The organism is Sphingomonas sp. PAMC 26617 (assembly GCF_000242835.1).
Taxonomy (GTDB): Bacteria; Pseudomonadota; Alphaproteobacteria; order Sphingomonadales; family Sphingomonadaceae; genus Sphingomonas.
In genome coordinates this window covers 2074335-2094374 of the sequence record NZ_JH594425.1, presented here as the reverse complement: position 1 = coordinate 2094374, position 20040 = coordinate 2074335, and the positions used below count along the sequence as shown (strand labels likewise).

General features: G+C 66.6%; 14 protein-coding genes. 7 read left to right on the top strand and 7 right to left on the bottom strand.

All coding sequences use genetic code 11. The annotated features are described in order from the left end of the window. Positions 1 to 39: 39 nt before the first annotated feature. Positions 40 to 3129 carry a TonB-dependent receptor gene (locus tag RH91_RS09215; protein ID WP_198283246.1) on the bottom strand — a complete coding sequence of 1030 codons (3090 nt, stop codon included), beginning with the start codon at positions 3127 to 3129 and terminating at the stop codon, positions 40 to 42. 218 nt (positions 3130 to 3347) lie between these two features. Between RH91_RS09215 and RH91_RS09210 the strand changes: the two genes are divergently transcribed. Beyond that, positions 3348 to 5600: a beta-glucosidase gene (locus RH91_RS09210; protein WP_029623730.1), complete on the top strand. Its 2253-nt coding sequence runs from the start codon at positions 3348 to 3350 to the stop codon at positions 5598 to 5600. A gap of 67 nt (positions 5601 to 5667) precedes the next feature. On the opposite strand, the gene RH91_RS09205 is transcribed toward RH91_RS09210, so the two are convergent. Both RH91_RS09205 and RH91_RS09200 read right to left on the bottom strand, forming a co-directional pair. Beyond that, positions 5668 to 6345 carry a DUF6445 family protein gene (locus RH91_RS09205; RefSeq protein WP_232283457.1) on the bottom strand — a complete coding sequence of 226 codons (678 nt, stop codon included), beginning with the start codon at positions 6343 to 6345 and terminating at the stop codon, positions 5668 to 5670. After that, positions 6342 to 7139, bottom strand: a complete 798-nt coding sequence (locus tag RH91_RS09200) for a glycoside hydrolase family 16 protein (protein WP_232283456.1) — start codon at positions 7137 to 7139, stop codon at positions 6342 to 6344. The genes RH91_RS09205 and RH91_RS09200 overlap by 4 nt, the downstream gene beginning before the upstream one ends. A gap of 192 nt (positions 7140 to 7331) precedes the next feature. Here RH91_RS09200 and RH91_RS09195 point away from each other — a divergent pair, with 192 nt between their 5' ends. Then, on the top strand, positions 7332 to 9089 hold the full coding sequence (locus RH91_RS09195; RefSeq protein WP_232283455.1) for an adenylyl cyclase: 1758 nt from the start codon (positions 7332 to 7334) through the stop codon (positions 9087 to 9089). A 131-nt stretch (positions 9090 to 9220) separates the two neighbouring features. Here the strand turns inward: RH91_RS09195 and RH91_RS09190 are convergent, their stop codons facing one another. Then, complete coding sequence (locus RH91_RS09190) at positions 9221 to 10126, bottom strand: LysR family transcriptional regulator (protein ID WP_010162406.1); 906 nt, start codon at positions 10124 to 10126, stop codon at positions 9221 to 9223. An 89-nt stretch (positions 10127 to 10215) separates the two neighbouring features. Between RH91_RS09190 and RH91_RS09185 the strand changes: the two genes are divergently transcribed. Beyond that, on the top strand, positions 10216 to 11085 hold the full coding sequence (locus RH91_RS09185; protein WP_010162405.1) for an aldo/keto reductase family oxidoreductase: 870 nt from the start codon (positions 10216 to 10218) through the stop codon (positions 11083 to 11085). 84 nt (positions 11086 to 11169) lie between these two features. Here RH91_RS09185 and RH91_RS09180 read toward each other — a convergent pair whose 3' ends face one another. Next, positions 11170 to 12447 carry an NAD(P)-binding domain-containing protein gene (locus tag RH91_RS09180; RefSeq protein ID WP_232283454.1) on the bottom strand — a complete coding sequence of 426 codons (1278 nt, stop codon included), beginning with the start codon at positions 12445 to 12447 and terminating at the stop codon, positions 11170 to 11172. 279 nt (positions 12448 to 12726) lie between these two features. Here RH91_RS09180 and RH91_RS09175 point away from each other — a divergent pair, with 279 nt between their 5' ends. The 4 genes from RH91_RS09175 (at position 12727) to RH91_RS09160 (ending at position 17661) form a co-directional block, all read left to right on the top strand. Then, positions 12727 to 13638, top strand: a complete 912-nt coding sequence (locus tag RH91_RS09175; protein WP_232283453.1) for a hypothetical protein — start codon at positions 12727 to 12729, stop codon at positions 13636 to 13638. A gap of 11 nt (positions 13639 to 13649) precedes the next feature. After that, positions 13650 to 15335 (top strand): cytochrome C, encoded by a 1686-nt coding sequence (locus RH91_RS09170; protein ID WP_232283452.1) that lies wholly within the window; start codon positions 13650 to 13652, stop codon positions 15333 to 15335. Next, positions 15332 to 15844: a hypothetical protein gene (locus RH91_RS09165; protein ID WP_010162401.1), complete on the top strand. Its 513-nt coding sequence runs from the start codon at positions 15332 to 15334 to the stop codon at positions 15842 to 15844. The genes RH91_RS09170 and RH91_RS09165 overlap by 4 nt, the downstream gene beginning before the upstream one ends. A 62-nt stretch (positions 15845 to 15906) precedes the next feature. Then, positions 15907 to 17661, top strand: coding sequence for a hypothetical protein (locus tag RH91_RS09160; RefSeq protein ID WP_010162400.1), 1755 nt, complete (start codon positions 15907 to 15909; stop codon positions 17659 to 17661). Here RH91_RS09160 and RH91_RS09155 read toward each other — a convergent pair. Then, on the bottom strand, positions 17599 to 18297 hold the full coding sequence (locus RH91_RS09155; protein ID WP_010162399.1) for a response regulator transcription factor: 699 nt from the start codon (positions 18295 to 18297) through the stop codon (positions 17599 to 17601). The genes RH91_RS09160 and RH91_RS09155 overlap by 63 nt on opposite strands. Then, positions 18287 to 19780 (bottom strand): sensor histidine kinase, encoded by a 1494-nt coding sequence (locus RH91_RS09150; RefSeq protein ID WP_010162397.1) that lies wholly within the window; start codon positions 19778 to 19780, stop codon positions 18287 to 18289. The genes RH91_RS09155 and RH91_RS09150 overlap by 11 nt, the downstream gene beginning before the upstream one ends. Positions 19781 to 20040: the final 260 nt, after the last annotated feature.

The window sequence follows — 20040 nt, the reverse complement described above, 5'->3', positions numbered from 1 at the left end:
AGACCACCCACGCCGGGCGCGAGTGGTCTTCCTCAGGCCTTAGAACGAGATCCGCGCACCCGCCGAGTAGCGGGGATCCTGCTTGGTGACGAAGTTGATGTTGCGTTCGGACCGGAGATGACCGCTGCGATCCTCGCTGTTGACGTTGATCCCCTCGACGAACACCGAGATGTTCTTGGTCAGCGCATAGCTCGCGCTGACGTCAAGCTGACCATAAGTATCGACGTAGAACGGGTTGACGCCCGTTCCGGACAGATACCCTTTGCGCCAGTTGTACGCGGCGCGCGCCTGCAGGCCGTTCTTGTCGTAGAACAGCACGGCGTTGGCACTATCCGACAGGCCGGTGATCGCGAACTGCGACACGCTCGACGGCAGCCGATTGTTGTAGTTCCGGTTGCCCTTGACGATCGTGTAGTTGAGGATCGTTCCGAAGCCGGTGTGCCAGAAAGAGTGCTGGATCGCGAATTCGAACCCGTTGACGTTCGCTGTCTGGTCGCTGTTGAACGGTGTCTGGACGACGAAGTTGACCAGTGGATCGTTCGGCTGCGCGACGATCGTCCCGTTGACCACGCCACCCGGATAATTGGTGCCGATGAAGTCGCGGATCTGCGCGAAGGTCGCGTTGGTGCCGAGGGCATTGAGCGCCGCCTGATAGCGTGGCCCGTTCTGCGTCACCCCGTTGAAGGTCGTCGTCGGCGACGTGATCCCGGGGATCGTTTGGTTCACCACGGTGCTGCTGATGTAGTTCGACACATTCTTGTGGAAATAGCCGACCGAAATGTAGCTTTCCCTGGTGTAATACCATTCCGCCGACAGATCGATGTTCTTCGACTTGAAGGGGATCAGGTTCGGATTGCCGACCGAACCGGTGCCACCACCGACGCGGAACAGCGTATCGAGCCGGCGCCCGCCCTGGAGGCTGCCGTAATCCGCACGCGTGATCGTGTGGCTGTACGAAGCGCGCAGTTTGATCGTGCTCGTTGGCTCGATGTCGAAATCGAAGGACGGAAGCCAGTTCTGGTAGCTGCCCTTGAACCGGGTGAAACCGCTACCGGCGAACAGGATGTTGAACTCGTTCTGCGAGTTCTGCCGCGCGCCCGACGGGGTCGGCACAAGCGCGGACGCGCTGACGTCGGTCGTCTCGTAGCGCACGCCGCCGATGATGTGCCCGGGGACCGACATCACTTCGAACTTGCCGTTGACCTGCAGATACGGCGCGATCGTCTTTTCGGTCACGCGCGAGTCCGTGGTGTACGGCAGCAGACACTGCCCGTTGCCGCCGCAGATCTTGTACGCCTGATCGAGCAAGGTGACGACGCTCGGCAGGTTGAACGAATAGAACGACTTGACGATGTTCGACGCGTTCGAGCCGCTGATGCCCGAGAATTTGTCGGGAATGCTGACGAGGTTGAACAGGTTGTCCGGCAGCAACGCCGCCGCTGCGGCACGCTGCGCGGCGCTGTCGCCGCCGGTCCCGCCCCATGTGTCGTTCTGCAGCACGCTATAGGCCGAACGCACCTTGTTCTGGGTGTACTGCACGCCCCAGTCGAGGCTGTCGAGGAAGCCGTTGTCGTGCTCGTAATGCCCCTTCAGCTGGATCTGGTTGATCTCGTCGCGGAAGTAGGAATTGCGGAACGCATTGCCCGTCGGGACGATGTTGGCGGCGTTGAGCGGATCGATGCCTCCGTACATGTTGTACGAGATGACCGGCAGCCGGTTGTCGAAGTTGAGCGTCTGGTTCTGGATGCCGAACACTGCGGTACCGACCGAGTTGCTGTTGCCATACGGGCTGTTCGGCTTCGATTCCGCGGTCGAGTGGTTGACGTCGAGCACGACGGTGACACCACCCGGCCCCTTCCACGTCAGATTGCCGCCGATCGCCTTGTTCTCGCTACGCGCCGAGGTCTGCGACGCCGAATAAGCGAGATCCTTGGTTTCGGACGCCTGGAACCGCTCGGTGTAGAAGACGGGGCCAGCGATCGGGCCGTTGGTCCACGAGCTCGACGTGTCGTTGTGGTTATACCAGATGCCGACGCTGTTATCGCGAATGTCGACCGTATTGCGCGAGTAGGTGTAGTCGAACGTCGCGGTCAGCGTGTCGGTCGGCTTGAACTGCAGGACAGCCTGCCCGTTGATGCGCTGACGCTTGCCGTTGACGACGTCATAGCCCGCATTCTGCGGCACCTGATAGACGTCGGTCGCGCCGGGGCGGTTGGTGATGTTCGCATAGCGCGGGTCACCAGGCTGCGCGAGCGAACCCCAGTTGTTTTCCGCACCGAGATAGCCGTCGCGGAAGCCGACATTGGCCGAGTTCGCGCTGAAATGGCGCTCCTGGAACGAGCCGAGGATCAGCACGCCGATCCGGTCGTCCGCGAACGTGTCGGAGAAGATGCCCGAGACTTCGGGCGTCACGTCCTTGCCGCCGTTCTGCGACGTGTCGACGACGCCCCGCGCCGACAGCGAGCCACGGATCCCGGGCTTGTCGAATGGACGCGGCGTCCGGATGTTGATGGTCGACCCGATGCCGCCCGACGGCACGCTTGCACGGCCCGACTTGTAGACCTCGAGGGCGGCGACGCCTTCGGAGGCGAGGTTCGCGAAATCGAACGAACGCGAGACCGGCGCGCTGTTGCCGTCGCCGATCGTCGACGTCGCGAGCTGGCGACCGTTGAGCGTGACGAGGTTATATTCCGGGCCGAAGCCGCGCACCGTGACGAACTGGCCTTCGCCGTTGGACCGGTCGATCGACACGCCGGTGATACGCTGGAGCGATTCCGCCAGGTTCGTGTCGGGGAACTTGCCGATGTCTTCCGCCGAGATCGCATCGACGATGCCCTGCGCGTCGCGCTTCAGGTTGATCGAGTTGCGGAGGCTGGCGCGAATGCCGGTAACGACGATATCGCCGGGGGCCTGGGTCCCGTCCGCCACCGCGGTGCCGTCTGCCACTGCGGTGCTCTGCGTGGTCGCGGGTGCGCTTGGCTGGTCCTGGGTCGTCGACGGACCCGTATTGCCCATCGTCGAGGCCGTATCCTGTGCCGAAGCCATCATCGGATAGCTCGCGAGCGCTAGCATCGACCCGCCAAGTGCGAGTCGCGTAGCCAAACGGGTCTTGAAGCCCCCCATCGTCATCCTCCCTGTAAACGTGGCGCTTTTACACCTGCGCCCTCTTGTTTGAGAACGTTCACCTGATCCGCGGCGAAACGATTGTCAAGCCAGCAACACTACGAAAACGCCCGGTTGTGAACGTTCTCGGAATATGCTGTTTACGTGCAACACCAGCGGCGGCACGGCCCGGCGGCGAGACCGCGGGGCACGGCATGACCGCTAGACCAGGGGAGCATGTCGGGATGGCAAGGAAGATTCACGTCTGGCTATTGGGAGCCTCGCTCCTGTGCGGCGCAGGCGCCACCGCCCCGGTGACGGCACGCGACTCGAAACCTCGGGCGCGGGTCCAGGATGCCCGCACGCGGGCCGCGGCGATCGTCGCGCGGATGACGCTCGACGAGAAGATCGCGCTCGTCCACGGGCTGTTCCCGCCGATGGCAAAGGGCAAGACCCCGAACGAACTGATCCCGTCCGCCGGCCATATCGACGGCATCCCGCATCTGGGCGTCCCGCTGGTCCGCGAGAGCGACGCATCGCTCGGCGTCGCCAACCAGGTCGAACAGCGCAAGGGCGATGTCGCGACCGCCCTGCCATCCAGCCTCGCGACCGCCGCGACGTTCGATCCCGCGATCGCCCGCGCCGGCGGCGCGATGATTGGCGCGGAAGCACGCGCAAAACGGTTCAACGTCCTGCTTGCGGGCGGCGTCAACCTGACGCGCGACCCGTGGAACGGCCGCAATTTCGAATATCTCGGCGAGGATCCGTTGCTTGCCGGCACTTTGGCGGGCGCGCATATCGCCGGGGTCCAGTCGAACCGGATCGTCTCGACGGTCAAGCATCTGGCGCTCAACGCCCAGGAAACCGGGCGGACCGTGGTGGACGCGCGAATCGGCGAGGCAGCGCTGCGGATGAGCGACCTGCTCGCGTTCCAGATCGCGATCGAGACGGGCAAGCCGGGCTCGGTGATGTGCGCGTACAACAAGGTCAACGGCGACTGGGCGTGCGAGAACAAGCATCTCCTCACCGACGTGCTCAAGCGCGACTGGGGCTATCGTGGCTGGGTGATGAGCGACTGGGGCGCCGTGCATTCGACCGCCAAGGCGGCGAATGCGGGGCTCGACCAGGAATCGGGGCAGGAACTCGATCACGCCATCTACTTCGCCGACGCGCTCAAGGCCGAAGTCACCGCCGGCCGCGTGCCGATGTCACGGCTCGACGACATGGTGACGCGCTATCTGACCGGGCTGATCGAGACGGGTGCCTACGAAGCGCCCGCCCGCGTTGCGGAGCCGATACCGTATGCCGCGCACGCCGAGGTCGCGCAGCGTGCTGCCGAAGCCGGGATCGTCCTGCTCAAGAACGACGGCAATCTCCTGCCGCTCGTGCGCACGGCGAAACGGGTGGTGCTGATCGGCGGCAGGGCGGATGTCGGCGTCCTGTCGGGCGGGGGGTCTAGCCAGGTGCGGTCGGTCGGCGGCGCACCGGTCGAGATTCCGCTCACCAGCGGCGCAGCGTCGTCGTTCGCGCGGGTGACGTGGCATGCCTCCTCCCCGCTGCTCGCGATCCGCGCGGCGATGCCGCAGGCACAGGTCACCTGGATCTATGGCCGCGATCCGGCCGCAGCGGCCGCCGCTGCCAAGGCCGCCGACGTCGCGATCGTGTTCGCGACGCAGTGGACGACCGAGGCGCAGGATGTTCCCGACCTCTCGCTGCCCGATCGTCAGGACGATCTGATCGCCGCGGTGGCGGCGGCGCAGCCCAGGACGATCGCGGTGATGGAAACGGGCGGTCCCGTGCTGATGCCGTGGCTGTCGGCGGTGCCCGCGGTCGTGCAGGCCTGGTATCCCGGCCAGCGCGGCGGGCCGGCGATTGCCAATATCCTGACCGGGCGGGTCAATCCGTCCGGCCGCTTGCCCATCACCTTCCCCGCCAGCGCCAGCCAGGCCCCCCGCGCCGCGCCCGTCGGGCTCGACACGCTGAGCGCCGCCGACGCGCAGGCGGCCGCCGATCCGGGGCATGCCGGCGAGCACCAACTGGCCAGCTTCCCGGTCGACTACGTCGAGGGGGCTGACGTCGGCTATCGCTGGTACGAAAAGACCAACGCCAAACCCCTGTTCCCGTTCGGCTACGGCCTCAGCTATACGCAGTTCGCCTATCGCAACCCGGTGGTGAAGGGCGGCGCGACGCTCAGCATCAGCTTCGAGGTGGTCAACACCGGGCGGGTCGCAGGAGCCGACGTGCCCCAGATGTACGTCACTCGCGACGGGACGGCTGTACCGATGCGGCTCGCCGCGTTCCGGCGGGTGATGCTGCAGCCGGGCGAAACGACCCGCGTCACGCTGGTGGCGGAACCGCGCATCCTGGCGGAGTACGATACCGGCTTGCCGGGCTGGCGAGTGGCGGGCGGCCGCTACCGCGTCGCGCTCGCGCACGACGCGCGCGACCGCGCGCTCGTATCGACCGCGACGGTCACAGCAGCGACGATGAAGCCCTAGCGATTGATCCCGCCAGCCTCCGTCACCTTGGGCCAGGCCCCGGGGTGACGGGCGGCCGGAGCAGGCTTCAGCCGACCGACAGGAAGGCCGTGACCGTCAGCCGCCCCAGCGCGGGATCGCTCGACAGCACCGCATTGGGTGCAATCGCGCCGCTGTGGAGCAGGTAGCTCGGATAGACGAGCGCACGGTTGTAGCGCGCCTCGACCGCCAGCGTGCGCTCGAACAGCGAGGTATCGCCCAGGACATAGCGCGCGGGCGGCACCCCGCCGAAACGGAACTCGGCATCGAGCTGGCCGAAGAAGATCGGCGCGCGATCCGCGTCGATCGTCTCGAACCCGGTCGAGCGATGGCGGAAGAAGGCGGTCCCGTCCCCGCCTTCGGGGGCAAGATAATGCACCAGCGCAATCCGCTCCGGCCCGAACGCATCGCAGTGCGGAATACGCTGGCGGATCTCGAGCGCTTCGGGCGGTGTCGTCACCATCGAGAAGCTTGCATCGAGCACGTCGACCGTACCCGCGCGACCCAGCAGTGGCCCGAGCACCAGTGCGAGCACCGCGAGTTGCGTGGGTACGTAAGTGTCCGGCAAGACCGAGCGCAAACCCGGATAATGCTGCACCGCCGGCCCGAAGGTCGTGCGCAGCGCCGCCGCGCGCAGCGCATCGGGATCGGGCGCGAAGTCGTCGATCACCACGACCGGCTGTGCTTCCCGTCCGACATGGTGGACGGCAATCGAGGGTGCGCTCACCGCTTGCGCCAATAGCGCACGTAGTCAACCGACAGGCGCTGCGGCAGCGCGGCATCGTCGATCCCCTTCGCGCCACCCCAGTCCCCGCCCACCGCCAGGTTGAGGATCAGGTGATACGGCACGGTGAACGGCCAGGCGGCATGCCCCCCCGGCTGGTCGTCGGTCACGCGCATATAGCCACGCCCATCGACGCCGATCGTGATCGCATGCGGCTGCCAGTCGAGCTGGTAGCGGTGAAACGCGGTACAGGCGCTCGCCAGACGCATTTCCGCCCCACGCTGCGTCCCGAGCTTGTGGTTGAACGCGCCGCTGTGGAGCGTCGCATGCACCACGTTCGGTTGCCAGCCGACCATTTCCATCAGGTCGATCTCGCCCATGTCGGGCCACGTACCCTTCTCTGGCAAGAGCCAGACCGCAGGCCAGCTCCCGCGGCCACAGGGCAGTTTGGCCCGAACCTCGTAGAAACCGTAGCCAAGCGCGGCACGGCTGACGAGCTTGGCGGAACTATAGCCCTGCCCGCCCCAATCGGGCGCCGAGCGCAACGCCTCGCGCCGCGCCTCGATCACCAGCGCGCCATGCTCGATCCGGGCGTTCTGGCGACGGTCGGCATAATATTGCTTTTCGTGGTTGGGCCAGCCCTGCCGGTTGCGATCGGTATCGTAGCGCCAGCGCGTCCGGTCGATCGAGCGGGTAAACGCATCCGCCCATTCGGGTCGCGCAGCCGGGGCACGCATCGGGACGTCCACGGTATAATTGGTTGCCGCCAGGCTCACCGCCTGTGCGAGCAGGGTCACGACGATCGTCAAGGTGTCACCTCTTCCCTAGCCGATCGATCTCGGCCGATCCGCCGTGGACCTGCTCTAAGGCCCGGCCGCGAGCGAAACCATCGGAAAACAGCAAAGGGTCGGCGGTGCCCGGCGGTAGCCAACCCAGCGCGATATGGGCTAGGTACGGTAACGCTAAGATCCTGCAACAAAGGACATCGGGTGACGGGAGAAACGACGCGGCGCAGCGTGCTGGCAGGCATCGCGGCCATTGGCGCCGATACGGTCGCTGCGCGTGGCCGAAAGGCCCCGCAAGACCCGCACCTTGGACCGAACGTGCTGATCGTCGACCCCGGCATGCCCGATGCGCAGCGCCGCATCGACGGCTGGTTCGCGCGACAGGAACGCGCACACTTCACCGATCGACGCTACGCGATACTGCTGAAGCCGGGCACGCACCGGCTGGATATCAACGTCGGTTTCTTCACCCAGGTCGCCGGCCTTGGCCTGGCACCCGGTGACGTGACCGTCACCGGCCATGTGCATGCCGAGGCCGATTGGGCGAAGGGCATGGCGCTGGTGAACTTCTGGCGGTCGGTCGAGAACATGGCGGTCCGACCGCCCGATCGGGCGGACCGCTGGGCGGTATCGCAGGCCGCGCCGTATCGGCGGGTCCATCTCGCCGGGGACCTCGCGCTCGACGACGGTGGCTGGTCGAGCGGCGGGTTCATGGCCGATTGCCTGATCGACGGCGCCGTCCGCTCCGGGACCCAGCAGCAATGGTTCACCCGCACCTCGCGGATTGGCGGGTGGCAGGGTGCCAATTGGAACATGATGTTCATGGGTGTGACGGGGGCACCCCCGGACAGCTTCCCCGAGCCACCCTATACCACCCTGCCGACCGTACCGGTGATTCGCGAAAAGCCCTTCCTTATTGTCCAACCGGACGGCGGCTGGGCGGTCTTCGTTCCGGAATTGCGGCGGGATGCGCGCGATGTCTCCTGGCGGGAGAAGCAAGCCGGTCGCGCCCTTTCGCTGGAGGCCTTCCTGATTGCCGATCCGACCACGTCGATCAGCGAGATCAACCGGGCGCTCGCGGATGGCCGCCACCTTCTGCTGACGCCGGGCATCTACCATCTGCGCGAACCGATCCGGGTCAGCCGTGCCGGGACGGTGGTGCTGGGGATCGGTCTGGCGACGTTGCTCAGCGTGGACGGTAACGCCGCGTTGACGATCGCGGACGTCCCGGGCGTGTCCGTCGCCGGTCTGCTGATCGATGCGGGGCCCCGGTCCTCCCCCGTGCTCGTCGAGGTCGGTCCGCGTGGTGCCGCCCGCGATCACAGTGCCGATCCTACCCTTCTCGCCGACATCTTCTTCCGCGTCGGCGGCGCTGCCATCGGCAGCGTCGGAAGGTGCCTGGAAATCAATAGCAACAACGTCATCGGAGACCATTTGTGGATCTGGCGGGCGGATCATGGCGACCGCGAGCACGGCCAGGTTCATGTCGGCTGGACCGAAAGCCGGGGCAATCATGGACTGGTCGTCAATGGCGACGACGTGACCTGTTACGGACTTTTCGTCGAACATTTTCAGGGCTGGCAGACCGTGTGGAACGGCGAGCGAGGGCGGACCTTCTTCTACCAGAACGAACTACCCTACGATCCGCCAAGCCAGGCTGCATGGCGCGCGGATTCTGACCGTGGGTGGGCAGCCTATAAGGTTGCGGATCACGTCCGGCATCACGAAGCCATCGGCATGGGCGTCTATGCGAACTTCACGGCGGATCCGTCGATCATCCTGGCCAGCGCGGTTGAAGTGCCCGATGTCGCAGACGTGCGGATAAGCAATGTCACCACGATCTCGCTCGGGACCGGCAAGGGCACGATCGCCCATCCGGTAAACGGCGCTGGCGAGGCCGCACGGCCCGGGCATATTCGACAGACGCTTCGGCACTATCCGATCGCGGACACCCGCCCGTGAACGGCACCGCCGCCGAATCGCCGACCATCTCGCCTCCGGAAGCCGATCCTCCCGCACCCCGGCGCCCGGTCGCCAGATCCTGATACGGCTCCAAGTTCGACCAGCGGCGCGGCAACCCGCCTCCGTGTACGCTACGGCGTCGTCGTCCTCACATAGTCGATGAAGGCGCGCAGCGGCGGCGGCACGAGCCGACGGTCGGAATAATAGAGGAACGGGCCCGAGAACGGCTGCCACCATTCCTCCAGCACTGGCTCCAGCGCACCACTGTCGAGATACGGACGCAGCCAGTCCTCGAACAACGTGATGACCCCCACGCCCGCGATGGCGGCCTCAACGGCGAGATCCATCGCACCGCCGACCTGCACGATCAACGGCCCGCGCGGCTCGACGCGGACGATCTTGCCGGCCCGCTCGAACTCCCACGGACTCGTCAGCGCACCACTCGCGAAACGCCCGAGTACACAGGCGTGATCGAGCAAGGTGCGCGGGTGATCCGGGCGGCCGTGTCGATCGAGGTAGATCGGCGCGGCGGCGGTCGCCATGCGCTGGATGCGCGGCCCGATCGGGATCGCGATCATGTCCTGCTCCAGCCGTTCGTCATACCGGATGCCGGCGTCGCACCCCGCAGCGAGCACGTCGACGAAGCTGTCGTCCGCGACGATCTCCAGCCGAATTCCGGGATAGGCGGCAAGGAAACCCGGCAGGATCGCGGGCAGCACCAGCCGCGCGGCGCTGACGGGGACGTTGAGCCGTAGCGCCCCCGCCGTGCCGTCCCGGAAGCTTCCGACGGCGTCCAGCGCCGCATCGACCGCGCCGAGTGCCGGGGTCAGCCGGTCGATGAGCCCCGCACCCGCTTCGGTCGGCGTGACGCTGCGGGTCGTGCGATGAAGCAGCCGAACGCCCAGGCGCGTTTCCAGTCGACGCACGGCTTCGCTCAGCGTCGAGGCGCTGGTGCCGCTCGTCCGCGCCGCGTCGCGAAAGCCGCGCGCCTTCGCCACGGCGAGGAACGCCGTCAGATCTCCAAGGTCCGCATCCATCGTTCGGTTTTCCGTACAGCCCGTGCGGATCATGCCGGATTATCGCGCGGCCGGGCAAGCGCTATCTGGCGGGGGAAGAGGAGAACGACATGCAGACGATCGATCAGGCTGGTCGCTATGACCTCGGTGACCGCACCGTACGGCGGCTGGGCTATGGTGCCATGCAACTCGCCGGCCCGGGCGTGTTCGGCCCCCCGCGGGACCGGGACGCCGCGCTGGCCGTGCTGCGCGAAGCGATCGAGGGCGGGGTCGACCATATCGACACCAGCGATTTCTATGGGCCGCACGTCACCAATCAGATCATCCGGGAAGCCCTTCATCCCTATCGCGACGAATTGACCATCGTGACGAAGGTGGGCGCGGTGCGGGGCAACGATGGCGCGTGGAACCCGGCGCAGGACGCAGCGGCGCTCACTGCCGCGGTGCACGACAATCTCCGGAACCTCGGTCTCGACGTGTTGGACGTCGTCAACATGCGCCTGATGGGCGACAGTGACGATCACGGGCCCGCCGAAGGTACGGTGGAACCGCAATTGACCACCCTCGCCGCGCTTCAGGCGCAGGGATTGATCCGCCATATCGGGCTGAGCAACGCGACCCCCGCGCAGGTCGATCAGGCGCGCGGTCTCGTCGACATAGTCTGTGTGCAGAACCAGTATAATCTCGCGCACCGCCACGACGATGCCATGATCGATGCGCTGGCAGCGGACGGCATCGCCTTTGTTCCCTTCTTCCCCCTCGGCGGCTTCAGCCCGCTTCAGTCGCAGACGTTATCCGACGTTGCGGCAGGATTGCGCGTAACACCGATGCAGGTGGCGCTGGCGTGGCTGCTGCGGCGTTCGTCCAACATCCTGCTGATCCCCGGCACATCGTCGGTGGCGCACCTTCGGGAGAATCTCGCCGCGGCCGCGCTGGAGCTTCCCGACGCGGCGATGGCAGCTCTCGACGGCATCGGGTGACACACGGATAGCTGCGCGCGTCCGGCGGAAGTCTTCCGCCACGGAATCGCCCCGGACGCGCGCAGCCGGGCCATCACGATCGCATCACATCGCCCCGAATTTCCGTTCCACGGACACGCCCGCCGTCTGCAGAAACTGCGTGGGCAAGACCCCGCCTGCGCAGACGATCACGTCGTCATTGGGAATGGCGTCGCATCCTCCGGCATTGCTCAGTGCGACGGACTTTTCGCGGATCTCGAGCACCTTCGTTCCGGTGCGGCAGACGATCCGACCGCTGGAAACGAGCGTCTGCAGGGTGGAGCGGTTCTTTTTGCGCGCACGGTCGAACGCTTCGCCACGGTGCGTGAGCGTGACCGTCGTTCGCGGCACATTGACCAGCGCGATGGCGGCCTCGATCGCGCTGTCGCCACCGCCGACGACCAGAATCGAACGCCCGACATATTGCTCGGGCTCGATCAGCCGATAGACCACCTTGGTCTGGTCCTCTCCCGGCACGTCGAGCGTCCGCGGCGTGCCGCGTCGGCCGATCGCAAGCAGGATCCGCCGCGCATGCAGGACCCGGGCCCCCGTTTCGATCGAAAACCCGATCGAACGCGGGGTTATCTGCAGGACGCGTTCCTGATAGGCGATCGGCACGCCGGCTTCGCCCACCACCTTGGTCCAGATCCCGATCAGTTCCTCCTTGGACACTTCGCGAAAGTTGAGCATCCCATAGCCCGGCAGGGTGACTGGCGCGGTCATCGCGATCTTGCCGCGTGGGTAATGCGCAACGGTGCCACCCAGACTGTCCTGTTCGATCGTCTCGAACCGGAGCCCCGCCTGTTGCGCCGCCAGGCTCGCCGAAATTCCCGCCGGACCCGCGCCGACGATCACGAGATCGAGCATGCCGTCCGCGCGCTCGTCGGATTGAGTCGCAGCGACGATCGACCCGATCGCCTGCCGCCCCTGTTCGATCGCGTTGCGGATCAGCCCCATGCCGCCGAGTTCGCCCGCGATGTAGATGCCCGGTACGTTCGTTTCGAACTTCGGGTCGACCAGCGGAATGTCGATCCCGCGCGTGGCGGTGCCGAACACGAGACTGATCGCATCGGCCGGACACGCGGCCTTGCACGCGCCGTGGCCGATGCACCGGGTCGGATCGATCAGGCTCGCCTTGTCCTCGATCAGGCCGAGCACGTTGCCCTCCGGACACGCGCGGACACAGGCACCGCACCCGATGCACGCGTCCAGATCAACCACCGGGTGAAGCGAGGGCGGCTCGGTCAGGCCCGCGTCGACCGCCTCGTCGCGGATGGACTTGTGGAGACCGGCGCGCTGCCGCCGGGTCAGCAGGTAGCTTCCCCAGATGGGAATCGCGGGCATGGCATAGGCAAGCCCAATCGTGAAATCGGTCACAATGTTCTCGATGCTGTCAGGGCGCATCGTCCGTCGATGGGCCAATACCGCACTAATACGTAGCCACCTTAATGGGTCCGTAACGGCCCCTTGGGGATCGTCGAGCGGTTCGGAAAATACGGCGGCTGACACCGCGCTCGACCTTTTGAATGATATGACCGAACCGGACCTTCCTTGCCGATCCCTGGGGTTTCCCCTATCTTGCGATCGCCGTGCTGGCAGGCGCGACCTAACAGGAGCGTGTTCGTGCCTGCCCGGGTATCTGCGTTTATTTCCGAGATCGGTCCATCGCCGGCAGTTCGGCTGGCGGCAGGGCGGCTGGCGACAGCCGCGGCGGCTTTGCTGCCGAGCGCCACCGGTCTGGGGATCGCGGGCGCGCTGATAGTGGGATACCGCGAACGGGCGCATCTCGGGATCCGCCCCGATCTCGGCGTCGGCTATTGGCTCGGGATCGTGGGCGCGGGGATGATGCTCGTGCTGCTCGCCTATCCGCTGCGCAAGCGGTTTGGACGGGCGGTCCCCGGGTCGGTCGGTCTCTGGTTTCGCTTCCACATGCTGCTCGGGCTGCTCGGTCCGCTCGCGATCCTGTATCACGCGCGCTTCCGTTACGATGCGCTCAACAGCGGCGTCGCGCTGGCGGCGATGCTGATCGTCGCGGGCAGCGGGATCGTCGGGCGGTATTTCCATCGACACCTCTACCGCGGTTACCGGCTGCAACACGTCGAGGCGAGCGAGCTCGGCGATACGGTCATGGCGGCGCGCGCCGCCGTGAAAGAGGATGCGGACGACAGCGTCCTTGCCGAACTCGCGGCGTTTGCCGCACGGGCTGCGGACGTCCGTGGTTCGCTTCCGGTCACGATCGCGAAGGCGCTGGTGCTGACGCTGGCAATGCGATTACGCAAGCCCGCCTTGCTCCACGAGATCGACCAGCACCTTGCGCAGGTCGCGATCGAACGCGGTTGGTTGAAGGCGGACCTCAGGCAGCATCGGCGCGACGCCGCGCACCATCTCGACAGCTACTTCCGTGCGGTCCGCAGCGCCGCCACCTACGGTGCGTTCGAACGGCTATTCGCGCTGTGGCACCACTTGCACCTGCCGTTGTTCGGCTTTCTCGTGCTCGCGGCGATTACGCATGTCGTCGCGGTTCACCTCTACTGATGCGCCGCGGATTGATCCTGACGCTCCTCGCGGTGCTCGTCGCGGTCGCGGCGTTCACGATCGTAACGCGCGAAGTGCTAGAGAGCGTGGTCAGCCCCGGGCCGCTCAGTGCGCCGCACGCCAGTTTGCGCGGACGGTGCCTCGCCTGCCACGTGCCGTTCGCCAAGGCGGCACAGAACACGACCTGCCTCGCCTGCCACGCCAGGGTGGGGCGCGACATCGCGGCGCATCGCGGCTTTCACGGGCGGGTGCCCGCGATCGCCACGCAACGCTGCAGCGCCTGCCACAGCGACCATCGCGGCAAGCGCGCCGCGATCGTACAGTTCGATCCGCATCATTTCGATCACCATCTCACCGATTTCACGCTGACGGGCGCGCATCGCGGCGTTGCCTGTACCGCGTGCCACAAGCCGCCCCGGAAGTATGCGGATGCCCCCGGTACGTGCGCGGGATGTCATGCAAAGCAGGACGTGCACCACAATCGGTTCGGCAAGGCGTGCGCGTCCTGCCACGACACGCGGTCGTGGAAATCGATCCACGCGTTCGATCACGCGCGCACCGGCTTCCCGCTGGTTGGCCTGCATCGCCAGACGACATGTGCCGGCTGCCACGTCAACGGCCGGCTCGCGGGAACACCGCGCACCTGCATCGCCTGTCACCGCAAGGACGACGTCCACCACGGCCAGCGCGGCACCAACTGCGCGGCGTGCCACACGCCCGCGGGGTGGAAGTTCGCGACCTTCGATCACAATCGCGACACGGGGTTCCCGCTGGTCGGCGCGCATGCGTCCACCGCCTGCGCCGGGTGCCACGGCAAGGCCATGGCGCAACGGCACCCCCAGACGACCTGTATCGCCTGCCACGCGACCAACGATGTCCATCACGGGCGGTTTGGCGGCGACTGTGCGGCCTGCCACGCGCCGACTCGCTGGCCGGACGTCCATTTCGACCATGACCGGATGACCCGCTTCGCGCTTCGGGGGGCGCACCGCACGGTCGCCTGCACCGCCTGTCATGTCGGGCCGCTGCATAGCGTCCGGCCGCCGTCCACCTGCATCGGCTGCCACCGCGCCGACAATCCGCATCGCGGTCGGCTCGGGACCGATTGCGCCGGCTGCCATGATGAAACGCAATGGCGCGCGGCGCTCGGATTCGATCATGGCCGGACGCGTTTCCCGCTGGTTGGCCAGCACGCCCGCATGGCCTGCGTCGGCTGCCACGTCGACCGCAGCTTCACCGCCAAGGGGCTGACCTGTACCGCCTGCCACGCCGACGATTTCCACAAGGGTCGCCTTGGCCGGACGCCCGACTGCGCGCAATGCCACGTCCCGGCCGGATGGGACCGGTGGCGGTTCGACCATGCGCGCCAGACCGGGTTCGCGCTCGACGGCAAGCATCTCGGTCTAGCCTGTGCGGCATGCCACCGGGTCGCGGCGCCAACCGCCAAGCTCGACCCGACCTGCTACGCCTGCCACCGATCCGACGACGCGCACCACGGCGTCTTCGGCCGGCAATGCGGCCAGTGCCATTCGACCGAGGGGTTCCGCCCGGCAAAGGTACAAGGGCAGATCGGTGCTTCGACGCCGGTCAGGATGCCCGCGGCGGCCTGTCCGGCGGACCATCTCCACGGCGGGGTCGCGCGATGCTGGCAGCTCGCGCAACAATCCCCGCTCGGCGATATCAGGAGGCGTCGATGAAAGTGCTGCCGCGCATCGTCTTCTGCCTCGCGACCCTGCTGTTTTCGATCACGGTGTTCGCGCAGGGACCCGGGGGGCACGGCATCGTCGACCGGCTGGACCATTATGCAACCGGCTTTCCGCTCGAGGGCGGGCATGAACGTGTCGCCTGCGAGGATTGCCACCGCGGCGGCGTTTTCAAGGGGACGCCGCGGCGCTGCGGCGACTGCCACAACGGCGTCCTGGCCGAAGCCCGCGGACCGCGGCACATCCCGACGGCGCTTTCGTGCGACAGCTGTCACTCGGTCCAGGACTGGCGGTTGTCGCGCTTCGACCATAGCGACGTGCTCGCCGGATGCGTGCGGTGCCACAACAATTTTACCGCGCCCGGCAAGACCGCGACCCATCCCGCAACCAGCAACATTTGCGAGGATTGCCACGACACGGTCCATTGGAAGCTGCTGCTTCCGGGAATCCACGCGATCGCGCGCCCACCGGCCGGGCGGACGCGGGAGGGATCGGCAGGATGATTGCCGATCTTCCTCCCCCCACTCCAGATCTGCCGCGACCGTCGGCGACCGCTCCTCCGCCGGTGGATCGCATCGTCGCCCTGTGCAGCAATGGCGCAACGTCCGCCCTGCCGAACGATTCCGCAGTCCCGCCCGATCCGACCGCCGACGCCGCACGCGAACGCGACGCAGAGGATGCGATCCGCAGCGGCGATCCGATCCGCGCCTGGGCGTTGCTCGAACCGCTCGCCGCCGCACCGGGCAATCCGCACACGCCCCGCGCCTGCGAACTCATCGGGATGCTGCGCGAACGCGCTGGCGGGCGGGAGGACGCCAGACACATCTATCAGGACTATCTCCGCCGCTTTCCGCAGGACGAAGGCGCGCCGCGCGTTCGGCAACGGCTCGCCGCGCTCGGCGACTCCGGACCACACGGCTCGAGTGCCGCCTCGCCAGCCGTGCGCGATACCCCTGCGGACCGGGTATCGGTGCGGGGAGTCGTTTCGCAATTCTATCTGCACGACCGCAGCAAGAGCATCTTCCGCACCGCGCAACCGGCGACCGCGTCGACCAATCCAGACCGACGCGACAATGTCGACGAACTGCTGAGCGTGGCCGATATCGTCGGTCGCGCAACGCTCGGCACGACCCGGATCGAAGCCCGCGCCTCGTTCGGTCATGTCGCCGAATATCGCCCCGTGATCCTCGTTGGTGCCGATCGCAACCGGGGCTCCTACGACCTGCTCGACCAGCTCTATCTGGACGTCGCGATCGATCGCCTGAACGCATCGCTGCGGATCGGGCGGCAGACCCGCTACGGCTCGGGGATCTTCGGCCGCTTCGATGGCGTGCGGGCCGGGGTGGACGTCCGGTCCAATGTGCGGCTCAACCTCGTCGCCGGATTCCCGGTCTGGTCGGAACGCCAGACCTGGGTCGACCGGTCGCGACCCTTCTATGGCCTCGGCGCGGATCTCATTTCCCCGAACGGGCGGCGATCGATCGGCGTCTATTGGTTCGATCAGCGCGCCGCTGGGCTGGTGGATCGCCAGTCGATCGGGATCGAGGGGCACAGTGCGTCGCGCGTGCTGTCCCTGTCCGGCCTGGTCGACTTCAACGTTGCGTTCGGGACGCTCGATGCCGCGTTGCTCAACGCCTCGATCAGGCTCGGTCGCACGTCGAACCTCGCCGTCCTGCTGCAACAGTTCCATGCCCCGACGCTGTCCCTGACCAATGCCGCCCTCGGGCAACCGACGCCGTCGCTGGATGTGGTCCGCGATCTGTTCGCGTCCGACGCGTTACAACAGGCCGCGCGGGACCGGACGCTGCTGACCCGATCCGCGAGCGTTACCTATTCCCATGACCTGTCGGCGCAATGGCACGTCATCGTGGATGGCAGCGTGTTCTCGACCAGTGCGTCCCCGGCATCGTTCGGCGTACCGGCTTTCCCCGCCACCGGAACCGAAATCGCCATCGGGGTTCAGGCCATCGGCGACGGGCTGATGCTGCCGCGCGATACCTGGCTGGTGGGCCTGCGGACGGCGACATTGCAACGATCACATCTCTACGCGGGCGACCTCACCGTCCGCCTGCCGGTCGCGCCGCGACTGATGCTCGCCCCGCGCCTGCGTTTCGCACTGCGCGACCAGAGGCTTGCGACGGGGGATCAACGCGTGATTGCGCCATCGATGCGGCTCGTCTGGCGCCCGATCCGCAACACCGAGCTGGAGGCGGAGGCAGGCGGCAATTTCATCTGGCAGCGGTATACCACCGATCGCCTAATAGGGACGCGGTTCGAGCGCGCCTTTATCGGGCACATTGGGTATCGCCTGCGGTTTTGATTCAGGCGGCGGACCTTCCTGAAGCCCCGCGAGCAGCCCGACCCGAACGAGGTTCGACGTGCCGTGAACGTTGATCTTGGTCATGATGCTGGCGCGATACACCTCGACCGTGCGCACGCTGAGGTGCAGGTCGTGCGCGATCTGCTTGTTGAGATGCCCGGCGACGATGCCTTGCAGGACCTGTCGCTCGCGCGGCGACAGGCGCGCGACCAGCTCGCGGGCTTCGGCACGGGCGTGCGCCTCCATCGCCGCGTTGCCCGATCCGTCGCCGCCAGCGAGTGCGCGCGCGATCGCATCGAGCAGGGTCTGCGGATCGAACGGCTTTTCCAGGAAATCGCGGGCGCCGAGCTTCATCGCCTGTACCGCCAGCGGCACGTCGCCGTGCCCCGTAATCAGGATGACCGGAATGTCGACGCCTCGGTCCCGGAGCAACATGAGCAGGTCGACGCCGGTGATGTCCGGCATGCGCACGTCGCTGACGATACAGTCGCTGTGCACCGCATAGGGATGGTCGAGAAAATCGCTGGCGGACGGATAGGCGCTGACCGTGAAGTCGGCGGCGGTCAACAGCCGCACCAGCGATTGGCTGACATCGCCATCATCTTCGACCAAGGCGATATGCGGGTTATGCGGCAAGGCGGCTTCCCTCCGCCCGGGCAAGCGGCAGGCTGAACCAGAAGCGCGTTCCGGCACCGCCGTTCGCTTCGCATCCGATTTCGCCCCCGAACGATTCGACGATCGTCTTGGAGATCGACAGGCCGACCCCCAATCCGTCGCCTTTGGTCGTCTCGAACGGCGTGAAGACGAGATCGGCGATCGCCGGCGCGATTCCGGTTCCCGTATCCACGACCGAAATTACGATACCGGCGTGTCCGTCGGCCCGCGCCTCGATCGTGATCATCCGGACCGCGGCGTCGCGCATCGCCTCGATCGCGTTGCGGATTATGTTCAGCAGTACCTGCTGGATCTGGACCGGATCGACCTCCACCGCGCCGAGTCCCGGCGCGACAGTCACGTCCAGCCGGACTCCGGCATCGCGCACCGCAAACTGGACCAGCGAAACCGCCTCGGCAACGATGTCGGCGACCGTGATGACCTGCCGCGCCTCGGGCGCGCGCGCGACGAAGACGCGTAACCGCTTGAGGACCGCCCCGGCGCGCAGCGTATGCGCAAGCGACGTGTCGAGCGCGTCCGCAATCTCCGCGCGATCGATCCGTTCCCGCGCGATCTCGATCTTCGCCGCGCCAAGGCACGCGCTGATCGCAGCCAGCGGCTGGTTGAGTTCGTGCGCGATCGCGGACCCCAGTTCGCCCAGGGCGGTCGCGCGCGAGACGTGCATCAGCTGGCGCTGGACGTCCTCGAGCCGCGCGGCCGCCGCGAGCCGTTCGGTTTCGTCCTGCACATGGACGGTCAGCCAGCGCCCTTCCCCCGACGGGACTCGGGACGCGGTCAGCAGCAGATGCAGCGCGCGCCCGGTTGCCGTCGTGCCGCGTGCCTTGACGGCCAGGTCGCTGCCCGATGCGGACAAGTCGCCCAGGGCGTCAGCCAGCGATCGTTCGTCCGGATCCTGTCGGATGACGAAGGCCTCGAGCGAACCGCCAAAGACCGTGTCGGGGGCGACTTCGAACAAGGCGCATCCGGCGGCGTTGATCCCGCGCACCCGCCCCGCCACGTCGATGATCACGATTGGCGCCGGCAAATGGTCGAAGATCGACTGGAGATGCGCTTCGCGGAGCTTGATCTGCGCGGCAAAGGCGTCGCGATCGGCCCGTTTCTGCCGGCGCCATCCGCCGATGACCGCGAGACAGGCGGACAGGCATGCCACGACCGCAATATTGCGAACGGTCAGCAGCGTCATTGGAACCCGGTAGGCCATCCCGATCTGCAACAGCAGGTTCATCGCCGCGCAGTGCAACCCGCCGGTCATCCCCGTCCGGACGGTAACGACCAATATCGCGGCGATCGCCCACAGGAACGGAAGCTGGATGCCGAGCTTGAGATCGAAGACGAGGGTGACGATCACTGCGGCGAACGACGCGGCCGATGCCGTGAGCCAGACGAAGACGCCCTGCCGCGACGGCAAAGGGGCTTCATCGAGCATCAGCCAAAGCCGCCGCATCCCTGCCCTTTCCGGTTCCTGAAACGAACCGTCCGAACAATACCACGGGTTGCCGTAACGTCAAAGTGGGGATGAACGTGGGGTGAACGGCTTACGCCAATGTGATTATAACGCTTGCGTAGAGACCGCTGCCGACAGCCCCCGGGATGCGCGTTTCGTCCTCGATCAATGCCCCGCGCGCGCGGCTCTCGTGCGTCAAATCGATGACGTACCAAAGTCGGTCGCGCGCATCCTTAACGCCGTATTAGTACTGTATTGCT